This window comes from Aeromonas sp. 602658 (assembly GCF_049173005.1).
GTDB classification, from domain to species: domain Bacteria; phylum Pseudomonadota; class Gammaproteobacteria; order Enterobacterales; family Aeromonadaceae; genus Aeromonas; species Aeromonas veronii_A.
Genome location: NZ_JAAKRF010000047.1, coordinates 1 through 22473 on the forward strand (window position 1 = coordinate 1; position 22473 = coordinate 22473).

At 59.4% G+C, this 22473-nt stretch carries 25 protein-coding genes; 9 read left to right on the forward strand and 16 right to left on the reverse strand.

The window, feature by feature from the left end; all coding sequences use genetic code 11:
• A partial coding sequence (locus tag G5253_RS19385) for a hypothetical protein (protein ID WP_421204065.1) occupies positions 1-302 on the forward strand: 302 nt, incomplete at its 5' end.
• A 143-nt stretch (positions 303-445) separates the two neighbouring features.
• On the opposite strand, the gene G5253_RS19390 is transcribed toward G5253_RS19385, so the two are convergent.
• The 3 genes from G5253_RS19390 to G5253_RS19400 form a co-directional block, all read right to left on the reverse strand.
• Positions 446-1492, reverse strand: a complete 1047-nt coding sequence (locus G5253_RS19390; protein ID WP_421204067.1) for an NAD(P)H-dependent flavin oxidoreductase — start codon at positions 1490-1492, stop codon at positions 446-448.
• Positions 1489-1767, reverse strand: a complete 279-nt coding sequence (locus tag G5253_RS19395) for a helix-hairpin-helix domain-containing protein (RefSeq protein WP_266135289.1) — start codon at positions 1765-1767, stop codon at positions 1489-1491. The genes G5253_RS19390 and G5253_RS19395 overlap by 4 nt, the downstream gene beginning before the upstream one ends.
• Before the next feature lie 72 nt (positions 1768-1839).
• Positions 1840-2481 carry a ribonuclease T2 family protein gene (locus tag G5253_RS19400; protein ID WP_236323008.1) on the reverse strand — a complete coding sequence of 214 codons (642 nt, stop codon included), beginning with the start codon at positions 2479-2481 and terminating at the stop codon, positions 1840-1842.
• Between the two features lie 203 nt (positions 2482-2684).
• Here G5253_RS19400 and G5253_RS19405 point away from each other — a divergent pair, with 203 nt between their 5' ends.
• Positions 2685-3245 (forward strand): carbonate dehydratase, encoded by a 561-nt coding sequence (locus G5253_RS19405; RefSeq protein WP_005343397.1) that lies wholly within the window; start codon positions 2685-2687, stop codon positions 3243-3245.
• Between the two features lie 80 nt (positions 3246-3325).
• Here G5253_RS19405 and G5253_RS19410 read toward each other — a convergent pair whose 3' ends face one another.
• On the reverse strand, positions 3326-4234 hold the full coding sequence (locus tag G5253_RS19410) for an SAM hydrolase/SAM-dependent halogenase family protein (RefSeq protein ID WP_202005943.1): 909 nt from the start codon (positions 4232-4234) through the stop codon (positions 3326-3328).
• 179 nt (positions 4235-4413) lie between these two features.
• Between G5253_RS19410 and G5253_RS19415 the strand changes: the two genes are divergently transcribed.
• Together G5253_RS19415 and G5253_RS19420 are read left to right on the forward strand one after the other, a co-directional pair.
• On the forward strand, positions 4414-4878 hold the full coding sequence (locus tag G5253_RS19415) for a hypothetical protein (protein WP_266135288.1): 465 nt from the start codon (positions 4414-4416) through the stop codon (positions 4876-4878).
• Positions 4879-5095: 217 nt separating this feature from the next.
• Positions 5096-6343 (forward strand): DEAD/DEAH box helicase, encoded by a 1248-nt coding sequence (locus G5253_RS19420; protein ID WP_266135287.1) that lies wholly within the window; start codon positions 5096-5098, stop codon positions 6341-6343.
• Between the two features lie 83 nt (positions 6344-6426).
• Here G5253_RS19420 and G5253_RS19425 read toward each other — a convergent pair whose 3' ends face one another.
• Both G5253_RS19425 and G5253_RS19430 read right to left on the reverse strand, forming a co-directional pair.
• Complete coding sequence (locus tag G5253_RS19425; RefSeq protein ID WP_266135286.1) at positions 6427-7698, reverse strand: hypothetical protein; 1272 nt, start codon at positions 7696-7698, stop codon at positions 6427-6429.
• A gap of 160 nt (positions 7699-7858) precedes the next feature.
• Entirely contained in the window at positions 7859-8623 is a 765-nt protein-coding gene (locus G5253_RS19430) for a CphA family subclass B2 metallo-beta-lactamase (protein WP_266135285.1), read from the reverse strand.
• A gap of 661 nt (positions 8624-9284) precedes the next feature.
• On the opposite strand from G5253_RS19430, the gene G5253_RS19435 reads away from it, so the two are divergent.
• The gene (locus G5253_RS19435; RefSeq protein WP_266135284.1) at positions 9285-9530 is read left to right on the forward strand and encodes a hypothetical protein; all 246 of its coding nucleotides are present in this window, start codon (positions 9285-9287) and stop codon (positions 9528-9530) included.
• A gap of 17 nt (positions 9531-9547) precedes the next feature.
• Positions 9548-10228: a DUF2971 domain-containing protein gene (locus G5253_RS19440; protein ID WP_266135283.1), complete on the forward strand. Its 681-nt coding sequence runs from the start codon at positions 9548-9550 to the stop codon at positions 10226-10228.
• A gap of 161 nt (positions 10229-10389) precedes the next feature.
• Here G5253_RS19440 and G5253_RS19445 read toward each other — a convergent pair whose 3' ends face one another.
• A complete protein-coding gene (locus G5253_RS19445) occupies positions 10390-12093 on the reverse strand; it encodes an amidase (RefSeq protein WP_266135282.1) in 1704 nt (567 codons plus the stop codon).
• Positions 12094-12218: 125 nt separating this feature from the next.
• Positions 12219-13316, reverse strand: coding sequence for an agmatine deiminase (gene aguA, locus G5253_RS19450; protein ID WP_266135281.1), 1098 nt, complete (start codon positions 13314-13316; stop codon positions 12219-12221).
• 155 nt (positions 13317-13471) lie between these two features.
• Between aguA and G5253_RS19455 the strand changes: the two genes are divergently transcribed.
• Both G5253_RS19455 and G5253_RS19460 read left to right on the forward strand, forming a co-directional pair.
• Positions 13472-14425, forward strand: coding sequence for a LysR family transcriptional regulator (locus G5253_RS19455; RefSeq protein ID WP_069528920.1), 954 nt, complete (start codon positions 13472-13474; stop codon positions 14423-14425).
• 497 nt (positions 14426-14922) lie between these two features.
• Positions 14923-15267: an endonuclease domain-containing protein gene (locus G5253_RS19460; RefSeq protein ID WP_266135280.1), complete on the forward strand. Its 345-nt coding sequence runs from the start codon at positions 14923-14925 to the stop codon at positions 15265-15267.
• 49 nt (positions 15268-15316) lie between these two features.
• On the opposite strand, the gene G5253_RS19465 is transcribed toward G5253_RS19460, so the two are convergent.
• The gene (locus G5253_RS19465) at positions 15317-15883 is read right to left on the reverse strand and encodes a TetR/AcrR family transcriptional regulator (protein ID WP_266135279.1); all 567 of its coding nucleotides are present in this window, start codon (positions 15881-15883) and stop codon (positions 15317-15319) included.
• Between the two features lie 200 nt (positions 15884-16083).
• Here G5253_RS19465 and G5253_RS19470 point away from each other — a divergent pair, with 200 nt between their 5' ends.
• A complete protein-coding gene (locus tag G5253_RS19470) occupies positions 16084-17121 on the forward strand; it encodes an alkene reductase (RefSeq protein WP_266135278.1) in 1038 nt (345 codons plus the stop codon).
• 99 nt (positions 17122-17220) lie between these two features.
• Here the strand turns inward: G5253_RS19470 and rpoS are convergent, their stop codons facing one another.
• The 7 genes from rpoS to G5253_RS19505 all read right to left on the reverse strand — a co-directional run.
• Positions 17221-18204, reverse strand: a complete 984-nt coding sequence (gene rpoS / locus G5253_RS19475) for an RNA polymerase sigma factor RpoS (RefSeq protein WP_005335504.1) — start codon at positions 18202-18204, stop codon at positions 17221-17223.
• A 45-nt stretch (positions 18205-18249) separates the two neighbouring features.
• Positions 18250-19317 carry a LysM peptidoglycan-binding domain-containing protein gene (locus G5253_RS19480; RefSeq protein ID WP_266135277.1) on the reverse strand — a complete coding sequence of 356 codons (1068 nt, stop codon included), beginning with the start codon at positions 19315-19317 and terminating at the stop codon, positions 18250-18252.
• A gap of 9 nt (positions 19318-19326) precedes the next feature.
• Positions 19327-19908 carry a YqaA family protein gene (locus G5253_RS19485; protein WP_421204071.1) on the reverse strand — a complete coding sequence of 194 codons (582 nt, stop codon included), beginning with the start codon at positions 19906-19908 and terminating at the stop codon, positions 19327-19329.
• Positions 19905-20522 (reverse strand): protein-L-isoaspartate(D-aspartate) O-methyltransferase, encoded by a 618-nt coding sequence (locus tag G5253_RS19490; protein ID WP_005335507.1) that lies wholly within the window; start codon positions 20520-20522, stop codon positions 19905-19907. Before G5253_RS19490 ends, G5253_RS19485 begins: the two co-directional genes overlap by 4 nt.
• Before the next feature lie 7 nt (positions 20523-20529).
• Positions 20530-21291 carry a 5'/3'-nucleotidase SurE gene (surE, locus tag G5253_RS19495; protein ID WP_040068372.1) on the reverse strand — a complete coding sequence of 254 codons (762 nt, stop codon included), beginning with the start codon at positions 21289-21291 and terminating at the stop codon, positions 20530-20532.
• Positions 21272-22330: a tRNA pseudouridine(13) synthase TruD gene (gene truD / locus G5253_RS19500; RefSeq protein ID WP_005354508.1), complete on the reverse strand. Its 1059-nt coding sequence runs from the start codon at positions 22328-22330 to the stop codon at positions 21272-21274. Before truD ends, surE begins: the two co-directional genes overlap by 20 nt.
• Positions 22330-22473, reverse strand: a 144-nt coding sequence (locus G5253_RS19505; RefSeq protein WP_421204073.1) for a 2-C-methyl-D-erythritol 2,4-cyclodiphosphate synthase, incomplete at its 5' end; no start/stop codon positions are given. The genes G5253_RS19505 and truD, both read right to left, overlap by 1 nt.

Below are 22473 nucleotides of genomic sequence, written 5' to 3' on the forward strand. Positions count from 1 at the left end.
ATGCTGTGAGTGCCCACACAGATTGCTTGATTCAAATTGTTAAAGAGCGACGCAACAGTGTGTTGCTGCGGGAGTGGGATTCTACTCAACCGCCTTCTCGAGTCAAGCCTTATTTTCGAAGGCTTTCGAGGTTATCGACTTGGCTTTCTGCGTTGCCGCTTGCCCTGTCGATGTGGCGCATTATAGAGATCCAGCTCACATTGGCAAGGCTTTACCGCAATAAAATTGCAAAAAAGTGCAATTTCTTGGTTATTCATATCAACACACAGCCTTTATACAGACTTACCCACAACCAAGGGTGAAGTGAGGACGTTTTACACCGGATAAATGCCTTACAAGGGTACTGGCCTGGCACTCATCCACCATTGCCGCACTGTCGCGTCTAACGCGCAGCGCCCTCGACATCTTCTATATAAGAAGGCCTATGAGGCATATATAGAAGCGCTTATCCCAATCCAGCCTCTTTGACCCAGCACGCCATCAGCTCGCCAGCGGGAAGATCCCGGCAGCCCGATACATCCTGCCCAGCCCAGAGCGGAGAGAAGCCACTGTCCCCCGCCTTCTCGGCGGCGACGCGCAGTGGTGCCAGTGCGCCACTGGCATAGGGGAAGTGAGGGGCAAGATCCGAGAGCGGGCCCAGCTCTTTCATAAGACGGTTGACGATCCCCCGCGCCGGGCGGCCACTGAACAGATTGGTCAGTGCCGTCTGCTGGCCTTGGGGTGAGTGAAGGGTGGCTCGATGCAGCACCGAGGTGGTCGCTTCATGGCAGCAGAGAAAGGAGGTCCCCATCTGCACGGCACTCGCCCCCAGCGTCAGCGCGTTGGCGATCCCCTTGCCATCGACGATACCGCCAGCGGCGATCACCGGCAGATCGGTCACCGCGAGGATTTGCGCCAGCAGGGTCAAGGTGCTCTGCTGCAAGGCAAGATCCTCAGAGAGGAAATGACCGCGATGACCACCCGCCTCCAATCCCTGGGCGATGATGGCGTCGGCACCGTGCTGAGCAAGCCAAATAGCCTCCGCCACCGTGGTGGCACTGGCAAATACCTTGGCCCCCGCAGCTTTCACCCGGGCAAGCAGCTCGGGTGCGGGCAAGCCGAAGTGGAAGCTGACCACAGCCGGTCTGAACTCGGCCAACATGGCGGCATGTTCCCCATTGAATGGCGCACGACTTGGCGCTGTCGTAACGGCTGGGGGAAGTATGCCGAACTCGGCATAGTAGGGAGCAAGGCGCTGCTGCCAGCGGGCCAGAGCAACGGGATCCGGTTCCCGTTGCCGATGGCAGAAGAAGTTGATGTTAAATGGCCCAAGACCACTTTGGGCAAGACGCTCCAGTTCGTTGCGCAGCTCCGCTGATGTGAGCATGGCGGCAGGCAAGGAGCCCAAGCCGCCCGCACGGGTCACGGCCAGCGCCAGATCGCTTCCCTGCACACCGGCCATCGGCGCCTGAATAATGGGATAACGCATCCCCAGTTCGGTAAAGAGGCTCATCCATTCACCCCGTTTGTCGCATCCGCCGCTAGATGTGCGCGGGCCAGTGCGATGGCACCGTCGATGGCACTGCGCGCCTGCGGGCTGTTCTGCCAACAGGTCGAGCCCAGCATGCTGGCCACCCGCTGGACGATATGGGTTGTGTCGGCCTCGACCAATCCGGCCAGAGTATGGTAGCCAAGCTGTTCGAGCCGCCCGATAACGATCGGCCCCACCCCTTTCACCCCAAGCAGCATTGCCCGCTCTGTCGGGCCAAACCGGTTGTTGCCATCCATCTGTCAGACTCCTTTCTGATAACCGTGGTTACACATCAGGCCTGCAAGGGGCCTGATGAAGAGAGTGAAGGCTTAACGCACGCTGCGCAGCAGGAAATCCGGCTGACCGCAGGAGCGGCGCTCGCGCTTTTGCATCTCGGCGGAGCAGGTGACCGCATCTGTCCCCTCTTTATTGACGCAGATGTAGATCTCCCGCAGGAAGCGGCCACCATCGGCGCAGGCCACCGTGATGTTGTCGGGGGCCAGCCACTCGTTGGCGCTCGCCAGATCGGCCTTGAGCTGGAAGCTGGTTTTGCGCAGCGGCTCTTCCGGGGATTGATAGGCCGCCGGGATCTTCACCTTCTGGCGCAGATCGCTAGCCAGCTGATGGAAGGCCTGCTGGCTCAAGCCGGAGCAGGTGCCGTGCTTCTCCCACTCATGGCGATAGAGAAAACGGCTGGGGTAGAGGTCGGCAAACTCGCTCTCCATATCGGGATTGAGCCGTTCGCGGGTGCAGTTGCTGGGATAACCGCGCTCGTACTGAGGCCAAAGACCGTGCAGCACAAAGCCCAGCTTGCGGGAACACTGGTCCCGATCCGCCGGTTTGACGGAACAATGCTCGGGCGACCAGGAGAGCGCCATGGCGTAATAGTCAAACTCCCCCGCCTCCCCTTTGGCCTGCACGGCCGAGGAAAGCAACAAACCACCCGCCAACAGGGCAATCATCTTCTTCATCTTTATATGTCCACCTTACGCGACTCTGGATGACAGCCATGCTCCCATATTCTGGCGGCGGGAAACAGCCATGCCGAAACGCCGCACGACAAGGGTCAGACCAGTCAGGGGTTTCACCAGAGGGCGAGCAGGGGTAAGCTGACCGACCGGTAGGCTCCTCGTCCACCACCAGATAATCCCTCTTGGCAACCACAGGATGTAACATGATCCGCAAGAATCCCTCCGGCCATCTGCCTGTCATCGACGAATCCGCCTATATCGACAAGACCGCCATCATCTGCGGCAAGGTGATCATCAAAGAGAATGTCTTTGTCGGCCCCTATGCGGTGATCCGCGCCGACGAAGTGGATGCCAACGGCGAGATGGAACCCATCGTCATCGGCGCCAACTCCAATATTCAGGATGGCGTGGTGATCCACTCCAAATCCGGTGCCGCCGTCACTATCGGCGAGTACACCTCCATCGCCCACCGCTCCATCGTCCACGGGCCGTGCGAAGTGGGGAACCGGGTCTTTATCGGCTTCAACAGCGTGCTGTTCAACTGCCATATCGGCGATGGTGCCGTGGTGCGTCACAACTCGGTGATCGATGGCTGCGATCTGCCGCCGGAGTTCTACGTCCCCTCCACCACCCGCATCAACCAGCAGAGCGATCTGACCCATATCCCGCGGGTTTCGGTGGATGCCGCCGAGTTCTCCGAGGACGTGGCCCATACCAATATCGATCTGGTCAAAGGGTACAAGGCGCTCTCCAACGAGTTCTGATCCCTTTCTTTATTACCAGAGAACAAAACGGGCGCCGAGGCGCCCGTTGTTGTTTCTATCTCTACTTATATATGTGCTGGTCAGGAGCACTTCTTCAGGCTGATATGCCAGTTGGCGCCGGATTGCACCTGATGCTTGGCAGCGAAGCTGTCCATGTTCAGCGCCACCGACACCTGCAGCAGACTGTTGAGGTAGACCAGCGGCTGACCTTCCGGCACATCACCGAAGCTGCTGACGTAAGGGGCCTTGCCGTCATATTTGACCACATCCCCTTCACGGATCTTGATGCAGGCGTAATCCCCCTTGTTGATCCCCGCCTTGGTCAGCAGGGCATCGTCGATATTGGTCCAGACATTGCCGTACTGCACATCGAGGATCGGGATGGTGCCCTTGAGGGTGCCATCTTTCTCGGCTACTGCAGGCTGATAGGGGATCTTAACCACTTCGGCAGGCAGCAGCGGGCCCACCTGCTCATAACTGATGGCGCCGGAGGCGAGCCGTGCGCCGGTATAGGCGTACACATCGCGGCCATGGAAGGTGTAGGACTTCTCGGAACCCTTGAGGCGGTTGAGTTTCTCGTCGATCTGGCGCACCGCCTCGATGCCGAAGTGCTCGGCCACCAGGGTCAGGGTGCCGTTGTCCGGAGTCACGATGTAGTGACCGCTCCTGGTCTTGAGCACCACAGACTTGCGCTCGGTGCCGACACCGGGATCCACCACGCTGACAAATACGGTGCCCTTGGGCCAATACTGCAGGGTCTGGTAGAGGCGGTAGGAGGCTTCCCAGATGTTGTAAGCCGGGATCTCGTGGGTCAGGTCATAGAGCGGCAGGGTGCGATCCACCCCGAAGGCGACCCCCTTCATGGCCGACACGGCGCCATCTTTGAGGCCGAAATCGGTCTGGATCACCAGCGCTTCGTTGGCGGCGGCGATGCCGCTTGCCAGCATGAGGGCGAGCGCGATGGCGCGGGGTGCGGTGCGAATATCCATATCTAAACTCCTGAAGCGGAACGGAAATGACAAATGCCACAGCATTTAGCCATCTAGACTGCCATCAATAACAATAATTGCAAGGGGTAATCCACCCTGCCCCACAAATGGCTCGTCAAATCCTCCGTGCCGAGCGCAAGATAGGGAGGCAGACCCACAGGTGCAAAGGAGCCTTCGCGATGATCCAGCGAATCCCGCAGCAGAGCATACTAGTGCTTGAAATAGGCAAAACCAGCAGCCGGGTCTGGCTCGGCCAGCCCGATGGCACTACCCTCGAATATCTTCTCGCCTTCGGCTGCGATGCTATTCAGCCCGGGCCATTTCGCCACTCACCACCCACCCCGCTTGAACTGGAGCGGGCCATCATGGTGGTGGAAGACGAACTCATGCGCCTTGCTCCGGCCATTCCTGCGGGCCTGCCTCTCACACTCCGTGCGGAGCCCTCGCTCACCGACGTGCTGGGCGACAATCCGCTGGAGCGGGAGCAGATAGAGCAGGCCTTTGGCCAGCTGGCCGCGATGGCGGAAGGGGATCCCCTCGCCGCCAACCAGCTACCCCGTGACGAGCACTTTGCCGCCGTGCTGCTGATCGTCAGGGAGTGGCTGCACCATCTGGCCAGCGAGAGCGTGCTGATCGTGGAGTAGTGTCATGGCTGATGCCCCTTGCACTGCAGACTCGCGGTAAAACAGAAGCGCGGCGACGAGGCCCTGCGCCACCGCCATGCGCGGCATGCAAAACCGGGAGCTATGCACCCTTGCTCATCATCGCCTTCTGCCGCGCCCCCTGCTTCTGTTACCATCGCGGCCACGATCACTCATTGCATCGTGGCCGCAGGCCGCGATAACCCCGACTGGTGCCCCTATGTCCACAGCCTCCTTTGCCGAACTGGCCCTCTCCCCCCGTCTGCAGCAGACCCTGAGCGAACTGGGCTATGCCGCCCCCACCCCCATTCAGACTCGCGCCATCCCGGTCATTCTGGCGGGGCGGGATCTGATGGCAGGCGCCCAGACCGGCACCGGCAAGACCGCCGCCTTTGTGCTGCCGCTGCTGGAGCAGTTGCTACAACAGCCACAAGCAGAGCCCCGCCCGATCCGCGCGCTGGTGCTGGTGCCGACCCGCGAGCTGGCGGTGCAGGTCGCCGAGAGCGTGGCGCGCTACGGCCAGGGGACAGGTCTCACCAGCACGCTGGTCTACGGCGGGGTGAGTATTGCGGCGCAGGTGGAGGCGCTTCAAGCCGGGGTGGATATCTTGATCGCCACCCCGGGCCGTCTGCTCGACCATCTGCGTCAGGGGGCATTGAGCCTTGATAGCCTGCGCCATCTGGTGTTTGACGAGGCGGATCGCATGCTCGACATGGGCTTTATGGACGAGATCAAGGCGCTGCTCAAACAGATCCCGGCGGATCGCCAGACCCTGCTCTTCTCCGCCACCTGCGACGACACCCTGTTTGCCCTCTGCAAGGTGCTGCTGCGCGACCCCGAGCTGATTGAAGTAGCGCCGCGCAACACCACGGCGGCCGAGGTGGAGCAGCGGGTTTATACCGTGGACAGCGATCGCAAGCTGGCGCTGGTCGAACACATGCTGAAAGTGAAAGGGTGGGCACCGGCGCTTATCTTCAGCCGCACCCGCCAAGGTGCTGACAAGCTGGCCCAGCAGCTCGGCAAGGCGAGCATTAATGCGCTGGCCTTCCACGGCGATCTGTCGCAAAGCGCGCGTGAAAAAGTGCTGCTGGAGTTTCGCGCCGGCACCCTACAAGCGCTGGTTGCCACCGACGTGGCGGCTCGCGGCCTCGATATCAGCGATCTCAACTACGTGATTAACCTCGAGTTCCCGTTTGTGGCGGAGGATTACGTCCACCGTATCGGTCGCACCGGCCGCGCCGGCAACAAGGGGCTCGCCATTACCCTGTTCAGCCCGGAAGATGCGCCGCTGCTGGAGAAGGTGGAAGCGGTGCTCGACACCCGCTTGCCCCAGCAGTGGTTTCCCGGTTTTGAGCCGGATCTCACCCGCTTCGAACCCGAGCCGCGTCGCAACAGCAAGGCGGCTCAGAAGCAGCGCGCCAGAAAGCAGGCGCTCGCTGGCAACAAGAGTGGCAAGGGCAAGCGTTAAGCCTGCCCTGCGCCGCCAATAAAAAACGCCCGCACGGGCGTTTTTTTTTATCTGACAGGGGCCAGCTCTTGGCGAGTGACCCCCTAGCGGGTCGCCAGCACCAGTGGCAGGGATCGCAAAATTTGCCGCTCCGCCAGGGTCGAGAGAATAAACATCACCATATAACCGAGCCCCAGCGCCACGATAATCGCCACCACATTGGCAGTGAATTCGGCCACCAGATAGTAGGCGGCGACCAGCGCCACTATGCCCGCCAACCGGATCAACAAACTCTGGGTAAAGTGACCGTGAGCCTTGATATAGGCGAGCTGATAGCCGTTGAGCATCATAAAGATAAAGAAGATGGAGAAGTGGAACAGCACCGGCACCGCCCCCACGTAGTCGGCAGGGAAGAACAACAGCACCAGCGGCTTGCCCGCCAGCAGCATCAAGCCAAAGAAGATCAGGCTGACGATGGCGGAGAGACGAAAGATCCAGCGGCGAATAAGCCTTATCTGGCGGTGATCGCCATTGCGCAGATTGACCGCCAGCTCAGGCAGCACAAAGCGGTAGATGGGGAAGACAAACAGGGTGGTCATATAGGTGAAGATGGGGCGCACCACCACCTGAAAATCCCCCAGCTCGTCGATGCTGAAGTGGCGGATGGTGAGCAGCACAGTGATGTAGATCATCAGGATGCTGGCCCCCGCCTCCAGGGATGCGGTAAAGCTCTTCTTCACATAGCTCACCATCTCGGGGCCGAGCGCCACCTTGGCGAGCGGCTTGGTGGCGATGGCCCGACGACGCGAAACATACATATAACCGGCGATGGCGAGCGACGAGAAGGTCAGCCCGTAGAAGAGCGAAGGGAGCGCATCCATCCCGAGCCCAAAGTAGCAGGCCATAAACAAAAGGCCGTTGGCCAGCGGCTCCAGCCAGGTGACCCGGTTGGAGAGTGCATACATCCGGTACATAGCCACCAGATTGGTGAAGTAGACCTTGAGCCCCAGCCCGAAGATGACCCCCACCAGCTGCAGATACTCCACCCGGATATGGAGCCCGTGCTTGATATAGGGGATCACCGCCCCCCAGGTGAGCAGCACGATGCCGATGAGGAAGTAGCGGAAGATATTGATGATGTCCCGATCGTTTTTGGTCTGGGAGTAGCTCACCACCATGGAGGAGCGAAAACCTGTCATCAGGATAAAGGAGAGGGAGATCAAATCCACCACGCTGTTGAACAACGCCAGCTCCCCCTTGGCAACCCACTGCGCCAACCACACCTTGAAGGCGAAGCCGATAACGATGCTGACCAGCGAGGCCCACATCCCGGTGATAAAGGCCTGCTTGAGGCGGGCGAGAGAGGCGTATTGCATAACGAAAATGGATAACTTTCAGGGAAAAGAGAGAGGGCCATCTTATGAAAGCCCACCCCCCTTGAACAGCCTTAATCTCGGCGCACTCACCGCCCCCAAAAAAGCCGCCAATGCAAAACCCCCGCTTATTTCCTGAAAGCGGGCGTTTTGTGGTGTGCCGTTATGACTGCGGCACCGCCTTGATCAGCTCTTCATAGTGATCAATCAGCTCGGGGCCGTGCAGCGGCGAGTCGTGCCCGCCAATCACCGTCTTGATTGGCAGCTTCATCGCCTTGAGTCGCTCGATAGTCTGCGGATACTCCTTCACATTGGCAAAGCTCAGGTTGCCCAGCTTCTCCTTGAGGATGCAGTTGCCATAGAGCACCTGCTCGTCGGGGAAGTAGACAAAGATGCCGTCCGGCGTATGGGCCGGGCCCGCGTAGAAGGCGCGCACCTTGCCATCTTGCAGCTTGAAGTCGCCATCGTGCACCACGTTGGGCAGCACCAGCGGCAGATCCGGGTACTCCGGCAGCCCCTTGCGGGTAAAGGCAACAATCTCGGGCCAGTCGCTCTTCATCAGATCCCGGGTCTGGCGCGTCGCCACCACCTTGGCCCCGATGGACTTCCAGTAGGCGTTACCGCCCGCCCGATCGGTGTGGTAATTGGTGTTGATCACCTCCAGCACTGGCTTGCTGCTGACCCGTTTAATGAGCTTGTGCAGCTCGCGGGCAGTATCCGGCGTCCAGGTCGCCCCCACTACCGTCACCCCCTTGGCCCCGAAATAGACCATGGAGTTCTCTTTGACGTAGTAGTTATCCTCCACCACATAGACAGGGCCGCTCACCTGCTTGAGGGAGATCCCCGCCGCCCGCACGCTGCCACCCCAGAAACTCGCCATCAGCACCACGGCCCCGGCCAAGCCGCACTTCATCCAACCTTTCATCATCTTGCTCCCTCGAACCAACCGCCCCCTCGCCACCCCTGTGGCAAGCCGGGCCTTTTAAGCAGTGGGCAGAAGATACGGGGGATTTGTGAGGGGAAAATGAGGCTGTGTGAAGAGAAGGTGAAGTCTGGGGGAAGTCAGGGGAAAGTCCGGAAAAATCAGCGGCGACCTCCTGTTCGCGATCGTCCGAATACGCTTCGCCATTCGAACCTACAACACAGATAGCAGCCCCTCACCCTAGCCCTCTCCCGAGGGAGAGGGGATGGCCCGTGCCAATTCCAAGCCACACATATTCACCCGCACCACAGAGCCAACACACAGCCAGCGGAGCATATTTGCCCCCTTCTCCCACTCTTGATCACAGACAAGGGGAGAAGGGCTGGGAATGAGGGGGGGGTAACAATACGTCCCATTATGTAGGGACGATTAGCGCAGCGTAATCGTCCGCATACCGCCGCGCATCGAGTCATGGCAAGGCCAACAGGAAACTCTGAATATCACCTGCTTATCGGCCACGACCTGTTCGCGATCGTCCGAATACGCTTCGCTATTCGAACCTACAGCCCTAAACAATGCTCAATCTATCCCGACAATAGATTAGAAAACAAATAGGAAATTATATTATGATGTATGGAATCACTCACTAAAACGTGCAGGCACGGTAATGAAGAAAGAAATTTTCTACAAATACAGGGCAATGAATACTAATCTAATAGAATCTCTTTGTTGGGATAAAATATTTTATGCTTCACCCGCAACCTTTAATGACCCACTTGACTGCAAAATGTTCTCTATTGAGAATGACTCATCAATTGAACAACTAAGAAAAATATATGCGTGGCTAAAATTTCCTAGAGCACTCAAAAATGCAGAAAAAACATTAGAGGCAAAGACGTTAAAGAAAAAATAAAGCCCTTACTAGAAGAAATGGCCAAATCTATAGTAATAGATGACTTAAATAGAATGAGTTACAACTCAACCGATCCAGAATATACCTGTACACCTGAAGATGCTGAGACTGGAATATTAACTTCAAATATACTCTCAGAGTTAAGCGAACATTACAGTAGAGGTGTTTCCTGCTTTTCTAAAGATGGGAAAAATATGCTGATGTGGAGTCACTATGGTGATGAACATAAAGGCATCTGCATCGGATATAGCAAGGATAGAAAGCCTATCCCTGATATCAAGCCAGTTATATATGGTAAACATGGGGTGATAAAAACATCATCACTTTACAACGCATTCGTTAAAAACAATAGAGATGAAAAAACAATCATTGAAAATGAAATCCTCTTAAAGAAAAGCAGCGCATGGAAATATGAGAAAGAATACCGACTGATAAGTAGTATCGGCCTTCATGACTCTCCTCTAATGTTAGAGGAAATAACTTTCGGCCTCCGATGCCCTTATGAAGTAAGGCATGCAATAATTAGAATGTTGGATGGTAGAAAACCAGAAATTAAATATTATGAAATGGTAAGACTACCTAATAATGAAAAATTAATAAAACAAACCTATGACGATTATGGCGAGTGGGGGAATACATTTCCAATTACAGCGCAATCAGGCATAGAGGTGTTTGGGGAATTTATAAATAATGAATAATCTGTCGTTACATAATTTCATTATAAAAAATGACCGACATCTCTTGCTAGCGTAGCGCTGTTAGGCAAGGCAAAGCACCGCAAACAAAAAAACCACCTGCATTTCGCAGGTGGTTTTTATTTTATCACCTAATTAGCACGGGATATTAATCCCAACACCACTCATCCCAACGGCGGGGTGCGCGGTGGCACCATACGCTTGCTGCCGGTAGACTCGAAGGCCGAGGCGAAGCGCAGCAGGTTGTTGTCGTCATAAGCGCGACCGGCGAAGGTCAGCCCCACCGGCATACCGATATCGGCCATCACCCCCATGGGGACGGTAACGGTCGGCACGCCGAGATGGCGAATGGCGAGGTTGCCGTTGGCAACCCAGATGCCGTTGCTCCAGGCGATATCGGCAGATGCCGGATTCACATCCGCATCAGCCGGGGCGACGTCGGCGACGGTGGGGAACAGCACGGCGTCGAGCTTGAGCCCGTCCATCCAGTCTTCCAGATCCAGCTTACGGGTCTTCTCCAGACCACGCAGGCCGTCCGGCACTGTGGCGATCTCGTCCCAGGATTTCAGGCCGCGCTTGGCCATATTGACGTACTCGTCCATGCCAGCCGCCAGATCGCCCTCGCGATTCGGCAGGGTGCCCGGATCGTGGGGGAAGATCTTCGGCCCGTCGACATCCTCAAGCTTGTTCAACTTGGGATCGCCGTTGGCGCGCAGGAAGTCGTCGAACGCCCAGCCGGAGAGTTCCCACAGCTCGTCGTTGAGAAACTCCGGGCTCACGATGCCTCGATTGAACACGGTCGGCGCGCCGGGTCGGTCCCCTTCGCAGTTGGAGACCAGCGGGAAGTCCACTTCAATAACTTCAGCGCCAGCGGCTTCCAGCGCCTGACGGGCCTGCTCCCACAGCGCAATCACGGAGTCGCGGGTATGGATGCGCTGACCGGTCGGGCCGCCGATACCGGGGTTTTCGCTGGTGCCAGCCAGTTCATCCTTGTTGATAAACATGCGCGGCACGCCGAGGCGCTTGCCCTTGAGGGCATCGGCTTTGGCTGCCAGCTCCAGATAGGAGGCCGGACGCACCTCGGAAGCCTTGGGCAGCTGCACCCAGGGCTGCATGCGCCACAGATCGCCACGGGTGTCGGCATCGTCAGCCACTACCACATCCAGCACTTCCAAGAGGTCGTTCATGGTGCGGGCATAGGGCACCACCACATCCATGGTCGGAGTCAGCGGCCAGTTGCCGCGCACCGAGATGACGCCACGGGACGGGGTGTAGGCACACAGACCATTGTTGGAGGCAGGGCCACGGCCGCTCGACCAGGTCTCTTCGGCAAGGCCGAAGGCGGAGAAGCTGGCGGCGGTGGCAGTACCGGCGCCGTTGGAGGAGCCGGAAGCAAACGGCGCGGTCAGGTAGTCGGCGTTGTAGGGGCTCTCGGCACGGCCATAGACGCCGCGCTGCATACCGCCATTGGCCATCGGCGGCATATTGGTTTTGCCAAGGCAGATGGCACCGGCGGCGCGCAGGCGCTCAACGGTAAAGGCATCGCGCTGGGCCACCAGATCCTTGAAAGCCGGGCTGCCGGAGGCGGCAGTCAGCCCCTTGACCAGATAGCTGTCTTTGGCGGTGTAGGGGATGCCGTCGAGCGGGCTCAGGGTCTCGCCACGGGCGCGGCGGGCATCGGAAGCTTCGGCTTCTTTCAGCGCATCGGGATTGGCGACCACCACGGCGTTGAGTTTGGTGGCAGTCTCGGGGCCGTTGTAGGCCTCGATACGGGCCAGATAGGCCTTGACCAGTTCGACCGCTGTGGTGCGGCCTGATTCGAGCGCGGCACGCAGCTCGGCAATGGAAACCTCGGTCACTTCGATCATGGGGATCTCCTGTAAAAGGGTGACTGTTTGTCATGATGATCGCCGCATCAGCGCCGGCGACCATCACACCATCAAGAGATAAAACCCCACGGCGTGGGGTTTTTAATACTCACCGGAACCGGTTCTTATTTGCCGGAGGGGATCTGCTGGGTAATGCAGTGAATATTGCCACCGCCCAGCAGGATCTCGCGGGCCGGTACGCCGACCACGGTGTGATCCGGGAAGATCTCTTCCAGAATGCGCTGTGCTTCGCCATCGGTGGCGGCATCCAGCAGCGGATAGACGATGCGATCGTTGGTGATGAGGAAGTTCACATAGGAACCGGCCAGACGGCCTTCTGCCTCGCGCGGCACACCGGTGCCGCTCTCGACGCCGGCAGACTCCTCTTCAGTGCAGAACAGCGGGCCCGGCTGGGGCAGCTTCCACACTTTCAGCTTGCGCCCCTTGGCATCGACCGCCGCTTCCAGCACCTTGAGGGCGGCCACGGAGCGGGCGAACTGGGGATCGTTCTGATCGTCAGTCCAGTGCAGGGCCACTTCACCCGGACGCACGAAGCAGCACATGTTGTCGATGTGGCCGTCGGTTTCATCCATGTAGACGCCTTCGTCCAGCCAGATAAAGCTGGTGACCCCCAGATAGTCGCGCAGGTAGGCTTCGATCTGCTCTTTGGTCAGGTGCGGGTTGCGGTTTTCGTTGAGCAGGCACTCGGCGGTGGTCAGGCAGGTACCTTCGCCATCGACGTGGATGGAGCCCCCTTCCAGAATCAGCGGCGCGTCGTAGCGAGCCATGCCGTGCTGGGCCAGCATCTGGGCAGCGACCTCTTCATCCTGATTCCACGGGTAGTAGAGACCGCCCTTGTGACCGCCCCAGGCGTTGAAGCCCCAATCCACCCCACGGCACTCGCCGGCAGCGTTGGTGACGATGGTCGGGCCGGTATCGCGAGCCCAGCAGTCATCGCTGTTCATCTCGACCAGGGTGACGTGAGCGGGCATGATGGCGCGGGCCTGCTCCATAAACTGGGCTGGCACCCCCATAAAGACCGGGGTGGCGCCACCGATGGCATCGGCCACCTTGGCGAAGGTCTCTTGCGCGAAGCGACCGGCTACGCGCCAGTTGTCCGGGCGAAACGGCCAGATCATCCAGACGGCCTGCTGGTGTGCCCACTCGGCGGGCATGGTGAAGCCGTCGGCGGCCGGCGTGGAGTTAATGGTCTTAATGCTCATCGCAAGGCTCCTTGCATGGATTGAGGCCCCCGTTTACGCCCGATGCGGCGCGGGAACCCGGAAAAATAAGAGTGGGTCGCAGATTAAGACGTTGCGCCCCCATCCATCAAATGAATAGGATGGATTGTCCCATAAACACGGCGAATAATCCCCCCATGAAACTGCACCAGCTCGACCTCAATCTGCTGCTCGCGTTTGACGCCCTGATGACGCAGGGCAGCGTCACCCGCGCCGCCGAGGCGCTCTTTATCAGCCAGCCCGCCATGAGCCATTCGCTTAACCGGCTGCGCACCTTTCTCGGCGACCCGCTTTTGGTGCGCACCCCGCAGGGGATGCTGCCGACCCCGCGCGCCCAGCGGCTGCACCTCGGGGTACAGCAGGCGCTGCGGCTGCTGGAGCAGCAGCTCACCGAGGAGGAGGAGTTCGAGCCGAGCCAGTCGAAGCGGCGCTTCGTGCTCTGCACCACAGATTACGTGGAGTGCGTGCTGATCCCGCCGCTTATTCAGCGGCTCAGACGGCTGGCGCCGGGGGTCACCATCGAGATCCGCATCCTGCGCGACACCCTGCCCGAAGCCGAGCTGGCAAGCGGCGAGATCGATCTGGTGCTGGGCTTTGACGAGTACATGCAGGTGCCGGGGTATCTGGGTAAAGAGACCTGGCTCACCGAGCCGCTGGCCGGGCTGGTACGCGCCGATCTGCCGATTGCCAAATCGGCCCCCGCCGGGGCCGAGGATGACCCCTCCCAGTGGCAGGAGCGCATCACCCTGCAGCAGCTTATCGCCATGCCCCATGTGTTCCACTCGCCGCTGGGTACCTCGGAGGCAAGCCTCGACCGCTATCTGAAGAGTCAGGGCTTTAGCCGCACCATCTCGGTCAACAGCCAGAGTTATATGTCCGCCGCCGCCATCGTCAGTCAGAGCGATCACCTCTTGGTGCTGCCCAGCATGGTAGCCGAGCTGCTCGCCACCCACTGGCCGCTGAAAAGCCTGCCGCTGCCCGCAGACGTGCCGGATTATCACCTCAATTGCGTCTGGCACCCCGTGCATGCCCAGCAACCCGCGCTGGTATGGCTGAAGGATTTGATGAAGGAGCTGGTGGGGCCGAGGTAAGACCGCGGCGTCTGGCATACCCCATCGGCGCATACACAATAACCGGCGCAGATGTGGCTCAAGGATTTGATGAAGGAGCTTGTTGACCGACCACGATGCCCAAACCGAACCGCGATCAATTCCCTCTCCCTCCGGGAGAGGGTTAGGGTGAGGGGGCTTCTTTCCCCTCATCCCCAACCCTTCTCCCGCAAGGGGAGAAGGGAGCAGTTACGCTACCACTTGCAGCATCGCTGACAACCATTCAGCCAGTCTGCCAGTCTGCCAGCTAGGCGATTCCCAATACATTCGAAAAGTTATCGCCATCTGCTATCACCCAATCCAGCTTCCCCAGCTCGAATAAGGCAATAGACACAGTGCTGATCAACCAAATCCCAACCACAACTCGACCTAGCCCTCTCCCATTGGGAGAGGGCTAGGGTGAGGGGACGCAATACCCAACCGGTAAACGGATGGGCAGCTGGCTATATCTATAAGGCGATACAGAGTGGGAGCAATTAATGGAGAGCAACCGTGTTGCCAAGCGACTGAGACGAGATGCCACACAGGCAGAGCAGAAACTGTGGCAACAGTTGCGCAATCGCCGTCTGGCGGGGCTGAAATTTCGCCGCCAAATGCCCATCGGCCCCTATGTGGTGGATTTCATTTGCCTTAAACAGGGATTGGTTATCGAAGTGGATGGTTCGCAACATGGAACACTAGCGAACCAGATGCATGATGAGGCTCGGACAACCTATCTCAATCAGCAGGGATTTCGGGTGATCCGAGTGTGGAATAACGATGTACTGGGCAGGCTCAACTCCGTGCTGGATTTTATCCTGTTCTCATTACGTCAATCCGATTGACCCCTTCCCCTCAATTCAAAAAGCAAAAACGGAGAAGGGGAAACCTAACTTACACCCGCAGGGCCCGCATCAGCTGGGCGACTACGTCGTCGAGCAGGGGGCGATCGGGGCGGCACTGGGCGAAGGTGACCAGCCCTTGCAGGTTGATCAGCAGCAGGGCGGTGAGGGTGTGGATATTGCTATCCGGGGCCAGTTCACCCTTGGCCTGCGCCTGTGTCAGCAACTCGGCCAGATCCTGCTCCAGCTCGCCATAGATCCCCTTGACCCGCTGGGTCAGCTCCTCATCCTGCTCGCTCAACTCCATCATGGTGCGGGTCACCAGACAGGAGCCGCAGAGCGCCTCGGTCACCACCTGATCGAGATAGGCAGCAAGACCCGCCAGCGGGCTCGGATTGTCGAGCAGAGAGCGGCGCAGGGTGCGTTTACCCTCAACATAGTGATCCACCGCCGCCAGCAGCAGTCCGCGCTTGTTGCCAAAGGCGCCGTAAATGCTGCCCGGGTGCAGGCCGGTGGCAGCCACCAGCTCCTGCATGGTGGTCTTGGCATATCCCTTGGCGCGAAACGCTTCCATGGCATTTCGCAGTACCTCGTCCCGATTAAACTCGGCTATGCGCATGGTTCCTCCCGTGGGAAATGGTTCACCGGCAAGGGGCAACAGAGCCCGCCGATAAAGAGTGGCTGGAAAGGGCGGCAAGTTTACCCCAGCCGCCCGCTCGGGCCAACCTTCTTGAACGCGCATTCAAAAAAATGCTTGCGCCCGACGCAAAAAACGTCTTGAATGCACGTTCAAGAATAACCCGTTCAGGACAACCTATCATGAATACCCTGTTTCAGCCGTATCGACTCAATGACACTCTGACCCTGGCCAACCGTTTCATGATGGCCCCGCTCACCCGCTGCATGGCAGGCCCAGGTCTGGTGCCGACCGAGCAGATGGCAGCCTATTACGGCCGCCGCGCCGACATCGGCCTGATTGTTTCAGAGGCCGTCATCATCCGCCCCGACGCGCAGGGCTACCCCAATACCCCGGGCCTCTTCACCCAGGCGCAGATCGATGGCTGGAAGAAAGTCACCAGCGCCGTGCACGCCAAAGGCGGCAAGATCTTCGCCCAGCTGTGGCACGTCGGTCGCCTCTCCCACCCCTTCTTCCATCAGGCTGAAGTGCTGGCCCCCTCTGCCGTGGCGCACGAGGGCACTGTGCCCCGCATGCGCGAGCTAACCTATCAGGTGCCGCGTACCCTGACCGAGGCGGAAATCGCCCAGCTGGTGCTGGATTACGCCCAAGCTGCTGCCAACGCCATCGAGGCGGGCTTTGACGGGGTGGAGATCCACGGTGCCAACGGCTACCTGATCGACCAGTTCCTGCACCACTCCACCAACCTGCGCATCGACAACTACGGTGGCAGCCCGGAAAAGATGAGCCGCTTCGCGCTGGAAGTGGTCGATGCCATCAGCGCCCGCATCGGCGGTGATCGGGTTGGCATTCGCCTCTCCCCGGGTGCCTATGTCCATCTGGCGGGCAGCCCGGAAGATCGCGCCGTGTTCGACTACCTGCTGGGCAAGCTCAACGATCGCCCGCTGGCTTATATCCACCTCGGCATCTTCGATGACAACCTCACCTTCGATTATCTGGGTGGCCGCGCCTCCGACTATCTGCGCGCCCACTACAAGGGCAATCTGGTCGGGGTGGGCAACTACGACGCCGAGCGCGCCGCTGCGGCCATCGAGGCTAACCGCTTCGATCTGGTGGCCATCGGCCGTCCGCTTATCGCCAACCCGGACTACCTCACCAAGGTGAAGAAGGGAGAAGCGCTGGTGCCCTACGCCGACACCATGCTGGCTGAGCTGGTATAACCACGAAGCCATCGCCAGACGACAGGCAATAAAAAACGAGGGGAGCTGTTGCTCCCCTCGTGCTATCTGGCTGATGCCGCATTCCGTTGGTGCGGATGCTTAATTGGTACGAAATAGCGCCTCGATGGAGAGCCCCTGGCTCAGCAGGATCTCCCGCAGACGGCGCAGCCCCTCCACCTGGATCTGGCGTACCCGCTCGCGGGTCAGGCCAATCTCGGCCCCCACATCCTCGAGGGTAGCGGGCTCATAACCCAGCAGACCAAACCGGCGTGCCAGCACTTCCCGCTGCTTGGGATTGAGCTCCTCCAGCCAGTGGACAATGCTGCTGCGCATATCATCTTCCTGTGACTCCAGCTCAGGCCCCATGCCGCGCTCGTCGGAGAGCACATCCAGCAGCGCCTTGTCGCGATCGCCGCCGATGGGGGTGTCCACCGAGGTGATCTTCTCGTTGAGCTTGAGCATGCGGTTCACATCATCCACCGAACGATCGAGCGCGAAGGCGATATCCTCGGCGGTCGGTTCATGATCGAGGCGGTGAGAGAGTTCGCGCGCAGTGCGCAGGTAAACGTTTAACTCTTTGACCACATGAATGGGCAGACGGATGGTACGGGTCTGGTTCATGATGGCCCGCTCGATGGTCTGGCGGATCCACCAGGTGGCGTAGGTGGAGAAACGGAAACCGCGCTCTGGGTCGAACTTCTCGACCGCACGGATAAGACCGAGGTTGCCCTCTTCGATAAGATCCAGCAGCACCAGGCCGCGGTTATTGTAACGACGGGCGATTTTCACCACCAGTCGCAGGTTGGACTCGATCATGCGCTTGCGGGCGGCTTTGTCACCTCGCAAGGCACGACGGGCGTAGTAGACTTCCTCTTCGGCAGTGAGCAGCGGGGAGAAACCTATCTCCCCCAGATAGAGTTGCGTGGCATCCATCACCTTGTTCAGCTCAGGTGCCAGCAACTCATCGGAGATAGTCTCGTCCGCCTCGGCGGCTACCTCCTGCAACTCTTCTACCTCGTGAGATTCGGGTTCAGCGTCAAACTCTAACTCTGCATCCTGCATTACCAGTTGTTCTTGGCTCATGGTGTGTCTCCCTGACGTTACCAGAGTAAGACGGTCTCTCTGGGGTTAACGCTTTGGCAAATAGCTCATCGGATTGATCGACTTGCCTCTGTACCGGATCTCGAAATGCAATCGCACATCCGGCGCGTCCGTGCTACCCATGTTGGCAATGACCGAGCCCCCCTTGACGCTGTCCCCTTCCTTCACCCGCAACTCGTCGTTGTGTGCGTAGGCGGAGAGATAGTCATCATCATGCTTGAGGATAATCAGCTTGCCATACCCCCTTAAAGCACTGCCAGCGTATACCACTTTACCGCTGCTGGCGGCGTAGACGGGTTGCCCCTTCTGGCCGGCTATGTCGATCCCCTTGTTACCCTGTTCTGCAACAGAGAACCCCTCGACAATCCGACCTTTTGCGGGCCAGTGCCAAGCAAGTCTCGACTGGGAGTTGTTTGTTTTTTGTTCTTTGACCTGAGCGTATTCCTTCGGTGCTGCCGGAGCAACGGATTTCTGAGAGATGAACGGCGTGGTCTGACCAGATCCGTTAGGCTCGGCCAACGGACGCGGGTCGCTGCTCGGACGGCTCACGGCCACCGGCGTCACGGTTGTCGGACGAGTCACTGCCACCATCTGGGTTGTGTTGCCACCGGACTGTACATTGAGCACCTGACCCGGTTGCAGCGCATAAGGGGCGCTCAGGTTATTGCTCTGGGCCAGCGCCTGCGCACTCATGCCAAACTGGCGACCGATGCTGCTCAGGGTATCGCCGCGACGTACCTGATAGGTCCCCGTACTGCGGCTGCTGCCAACACTGGCACTGGAGCCATCGAGGCGCAGCCGCTGCCCCGGATAGATGTTGTAGGGCGGGCTGATATTGTTGAGGCTGGCCAGTGAGGGCACATCATTACCGGAGTTAAAAGCGATGGAGTAGAGAGTATCCCCCTTCTTCACCACATAGCTGCCGCCCTGAATAGGGGCGCTGACCTGGGCACCACTCTGGCGAGCCGGAATGGTCGAGACGAACTGATCATCACCGACCCCATCCACCGGAGCTGCATTTTTACTGGAGGAGCAGGCAAGCAGCAGCCATGACAACACCACGACACTGCTTCCTTGCCAAATACGCGAACGCATAATGGATCCTTAACGACTAAACCAGAAATAGGCCACCACGGCCAGACCAATACAGAGCCAACCGAGCACATCTACGTAGTGCATCAGTTTGCGTTCCATCTTCTCGCCACCCCAACGCATCAGGCCCGCAACCAGGAAAAAGCGCATGCCACGACCGATGAGGGAGGTGATGATGAAGGGCAGCAGAGCCATTTGCAACAACCCTGCCGTCACGGTAAACACCTTGTAGGGGATAGGGGTGAAGCTGGCAATGAAAATGACCCAGATCCCCCACTGCTCAAACCAGTTGCGAGCGATCTCGATCTTGTCCTGATAGCCCACAGACTCCACCAGTGGCAGCACGACCGGATCCCACAGGGCATAGCCAAGGGCATAGCCAAACAGGGCGCCCAGCACAGAGAAGACGGTAGCCTGCGTGGCGTAGTGCCACGCCTTGTGGGGCTTGGCAAGCGCCATCGGTGCCAGCATCACGTCCACCGGGATCGGCCAGAACACCGACTCGATGAAAGCGGTGATGGAGAGATACCAGGGGGCATGCTTGTGGCGAGCCCACTGCATCACCAGTACGTACAAACGGGAAAACAACTTCACTCAACATCTCCGTCAATCAGGGGAACAAAACGTACCGGCTCAAGAATACGGCTGGTCAGCTGGGATCCGGATCGTTCGATCAGTTGCAGGGTTTGCTGGCTGTCACCCACGGGCAACACCAGTCGGCCCCCTTCGGCCAGCTGATCGGTGAGCGCCGTCGGGATCTCGCTCGCCGCGGCCGTCACCAGAATGGCGTCATAAGGCCCCTTGTTGGGCCACCCCAGCCAGCCGTTGCCGTGCTTGGCCGAGACATTGTGCAGATCGAGCTGGCGCAGTCGGCGTCTGGCCTGGAACTGCAGCGACTTGATCCGCTCCACGGTATACACATGCTCCACCAGATGGGCGAGGATCGCCGTCTGGTAGCCCGAGCCAGTGCCAATCTCCAGCACATGGGCCGGATTGTTTTGCATCAGCAACTCGGTCATTCGCGCCACCATATAGGGCTGCGAAATGGTCTGGCCGTGGCCAATGGGCAGGGCGGTGTTGTCCCACGCCTTGTGCGCCATGGCCTCGTCCACGAACAGCTGGCGCGGCACTTTCGCGATGGTCGCCAGCACGCGAAAATCGCGAATATCCTGCGCAATGAGCTGATTTAACAGGCGCTGTACTATCACACCACCCTCATCCCTGCAGATCTAACCAGGCCCCCAGACCGGCGAGACTGTCATAGGCAGTCATATCGATGGTCAGGGGGGTAATCGAGACATAGCCCTGCTCGATGGCGGCAAAATCGGTACCGTCACCGGCATCCTGCTGGCTACCGGGGGGGCCGATCCAGTAGATGGGCTGGCCACGGGGATCCTCGGTGCAGATCACCGACTCCGCCCGGTGGCGATTGCCAAGGCGGGTGGTCTTGATCCCCTTGATCTGCTCGAGGGGCAAGTCCGGCACGTTGACGTTGAGGATCTGATCGGCAGGCAGGGGGTGTTTCATCAGCCCCTTCACCAGCAGGGCCGCATAGTGGGCCGCCGTGGCGAAGTGGGTCTTGCCCACCAGCGAGATGGCGATGGAGGGGTAGCCAAGATGGCGCCCCTCGGTGGCCGCGGCGACTGTGCCCGAATAGATGACATCATCCCCCAGGTTGGCACCGTGGTTGATGCCGGCCACCACCATGTCGGGTTCAGGGCGCACCAGTTCGTTGACCGCCAGATGCACGCAGTCGGTCGGCGTCCCCTTCACCGCATAGCTCTCGCACCCATTAAAGCCGTTTTCTGCAATGCGGGTAACCCGCAGCGGTACTTCCAGCGTCAGGGAGTGACTCGCGCCGCTGCGGTTGCGATCCGGCGCCACCACAATGACCTCGCCGCAGGCGCGCAGCGCCTCGCTGAGGGCACGAATGCCCTCGGCATGCACACCATCATCATTACTGACCAGAATTCGCATCGGTCTGATTCCTGAAACCGTGATCGGCCTCTTCGGCCTGCATTAACTCGCGCACCACGCTGGTGGCAAACGCGCCCGCCGGCAGGAAGAAGGAGAGGGTCAGCGCCTCGCCGTCCAGCTGCCAGCTCATCTGCTCCGGCTTGAGCAGCAGCGGGCGCCTGTCCTGATCCAGCCCGGCTTTCTCCAGCCCGTCACACCAATCGCTGTAAGGAGCCAGCACGCCCTGTTCGAACTCGGCAGCGGCGCCCTGACTGGCCAAGCGGCCACGGCCCCACTGGGGCGCGGTGAGCTGCACGTCGCCGGAGGCGAGACGCGCTTCCAGCTCGGGGGTCACGCTCTCTTCGCTGAAGATGGAGTGGCTGCCCTTGAGCATCACGCAATCACCGGCCAGCAGCTGATGAGCCAGCCCCTGCTCGATACGGGCGCTGACAATGGCGTTGAACAGCATGCTGCGGGCGGCAGAGAGGTAGAGGGAGCGCTTGTTGCGATCCTTGATCCGCTTGCCGGCAAACATCGCCTTGGCAGCTTCCAGGTTGTTGCCATCGCGGCCAAAACGCTGTTCACCATAGTAATTGGGTACGCCCTGAGTGGCGATGGCCTGCAGGCGCGCTTCCAGCCCGTCGGCCTGTTCCAGACCGGTGAGACGCAGGGTGAAGTGGTTGCCCTTGAGGTAGCCAACCCGCAATTTGCGGTTGTGACGCCTGGCTTGCAGGATCTGGATGCTGTCGCTCTCGATAACCGACAAGTCCGGTTCGGCCTTGCCTGGCAGGTGAATACCAAACCACTGCTCGGTCACCGCGTGACGATCTTTCAGGCCCGCCCAGGTCACCGCATTGCGGTTGACCCCGGCCGCATCGGCCAGCAGACCCGCCACCCAGGCGGTGTTCTCGCCGGTTTTGCGCACCCGGACGAAGATGTGTTCCCCTTCACCGCAAGGCTCAAACCCGAGATCTTCATTGACCACGAAGTCGGCGGCCTCGGCCTTGAGGATACCGCGGGCAGTGGGCGCCCCGTGCAGATAGGCAAGTTGTTCCAGCATTATTGTTTCACCAGTAGGACGACGGCTTCGGTGGCGATCCCTTCCTTGCGCCCCGTAAACCCAAGCTGTTCGGTGGTGGTCGCCTTGACGTTCACCCGGTTCAAATCACATTGCAGATCGGCGGACAGCACGGCGCACATGGC

What these genes read in the sequence shown, in the direction of transcription:
- G5253_RS19430 (WP_266135285.1), bottom strand. Translation starts at nt 8,623, where the DNA reads ATGATGAAAGGTTGGATGAAGTGCGGCTTGGCCGGGGCCGTGGTGCTG.
- G5253_RS19405 (WP_005343397.1), top strand. Translation starts at nt 2,685, where the DNA reads ATGATCCGCAAGAATCCCTCCGGCCATCTGCCTGTCATCGACGAATCC.
- truD (WP_005354508.1), bottom strand. Translation starts at nt 22,330, where the DNA reads ATGCTGGAACAACTTGCCTATCTGCACGGGGCGCCCACTGCCCGCGGT.
- G5253_RS19440 (WP_266135283.1), top strand. Translation starts at nt 9,548, where the DNA reads ATGGCCAAATCTATAGTAATAGATGACTTAAATAGAATGAGTTACAAC.
- G5253_RS19445 (WP_266135282.1), bottom strand. Translation starts at nt 12,093, where the DNA reads ATGATCGAAGTGACCGAGGTTTCCATTGCCGAGCTGCGTGCCGCGCTC.
- G5253_RS19455 (WP_069528920.1), top strand. Translation starts at nt 13,472, where the DNA reads ATGAAACTGCACCAGCTCGACCTCAATCTGCTGCTCGCGTTTGACGCC.
- aguA (WP_266135281.1), bottom strand. Translation starts at nt 13,316, where the DNA reads ATGAGCATTAAGACCATTAACTCCACGCCGGCCGCCGACGGCTTCACC.
- G5253_RS19470 (WP_266135278.1), top strand. Translation starts at nt 16,084, where the DNA reads ATGAATACCCTGTTTCAGCCGTATCGACTCAATGACACTCTGACCCTG.
- G5253_RS19390 (WP_421204067.1), bottom strand. Translation starts at nt 1,492, where the DNA reads ATGAGCCTCTTTACCGAACTGGGGATGCGTTATCCCATTATTCAGGCG.
- G5253_RS19465 (WP_266135279.1), bottom strand. Translation starts at nt 15,883, where the DNA reads ATGCGCATAGCCGAGTTTAATCGGGACGAGGTACTGCGAAATGCCATG.
- G5253_RS19410 (WP_202005943.1), bottom strand. Translation starts at nt 4,234, where the DNA reads ATGGATATTCGCACCGCACCCCGCGCCATCGCGCTCGCCCTCATGCTG.
- G5253_RS19435 (WP_266135284.1), top strand. Translation starts at nt 9,285, where the DNA reads ATGAAGAAAGAAATTTTCTACAAATACAGGGCAATGAATACTAATCTA.
- rpoS (WP_005335504.1), bottom strand. Translation starts at nt 18,204, where the DNA reads ATGAGCCAAGAACAACTGGTAATGCAGGATGCAGAGTTAGAGTTTGAC.
- G5253_RS19425 (WP_266135286.1), bottom strand. Translation starts at nt 7,698, where the DNA reads ATGCAATACGCCTCTCTCGCCCGCCTCAAGCAGGCCTTTATCACCGGG.
- G5253_RS19395 (WP_266135289.1), bottom strand. Translation starts at nt 1,767, where the DNA reads ATGGATGGCAACAACCGGTTTGGCCCGACAGAGCGGGCAATGCTGCTT.
- G5253_RS19415 (WP_266135288.1), top strand. Translation starts at nt 4,414, where the DNA reads ATGATCCAGCGAATCCCGCAGCAGAGCATACTAGTGCTTGAAATAGGC.
- G5253_RS19460 (WP_266135280.1), top strand. Translation starts at nt 14,923, where the DNA reads ATGGAGAGCAACCGTGTTGCCAAGCGACTGAGACGAGATGCCACACAG.
- G5253_RS19420 (WP_266135287.1), top strand. Translation starts at nt 5,096, where the DNA reads ATGTCCACAGCCTCCTTTGCCGAACTGGCCCTCTCCCCCCGTCTGCAG.
- G5253_RS19400 (WP_236323008.1), bottom strand. Translation starts at nt 2,481, where the DNA reads ATGAAGAAGATGATTGCCCTGTTGGCGGGTGGTTTGTTGCTTTCCTCG.
- G5253_RS19480 (WP_266135277.1), bottom strand. Translation starts at nt 19,317, where the DNA reads ATGCGTTCGCGTATTTGGCAAGGAAGCAGTGTCGTGGTGTTGTCATGG.
- surE (WP_040068372.1), bottom strand. Translation starts at nt 21,291, where the DNA reads ATGCGAATTCTGGTCAGTAATGATGATGGTGTGCATGCCGAGGGCATT.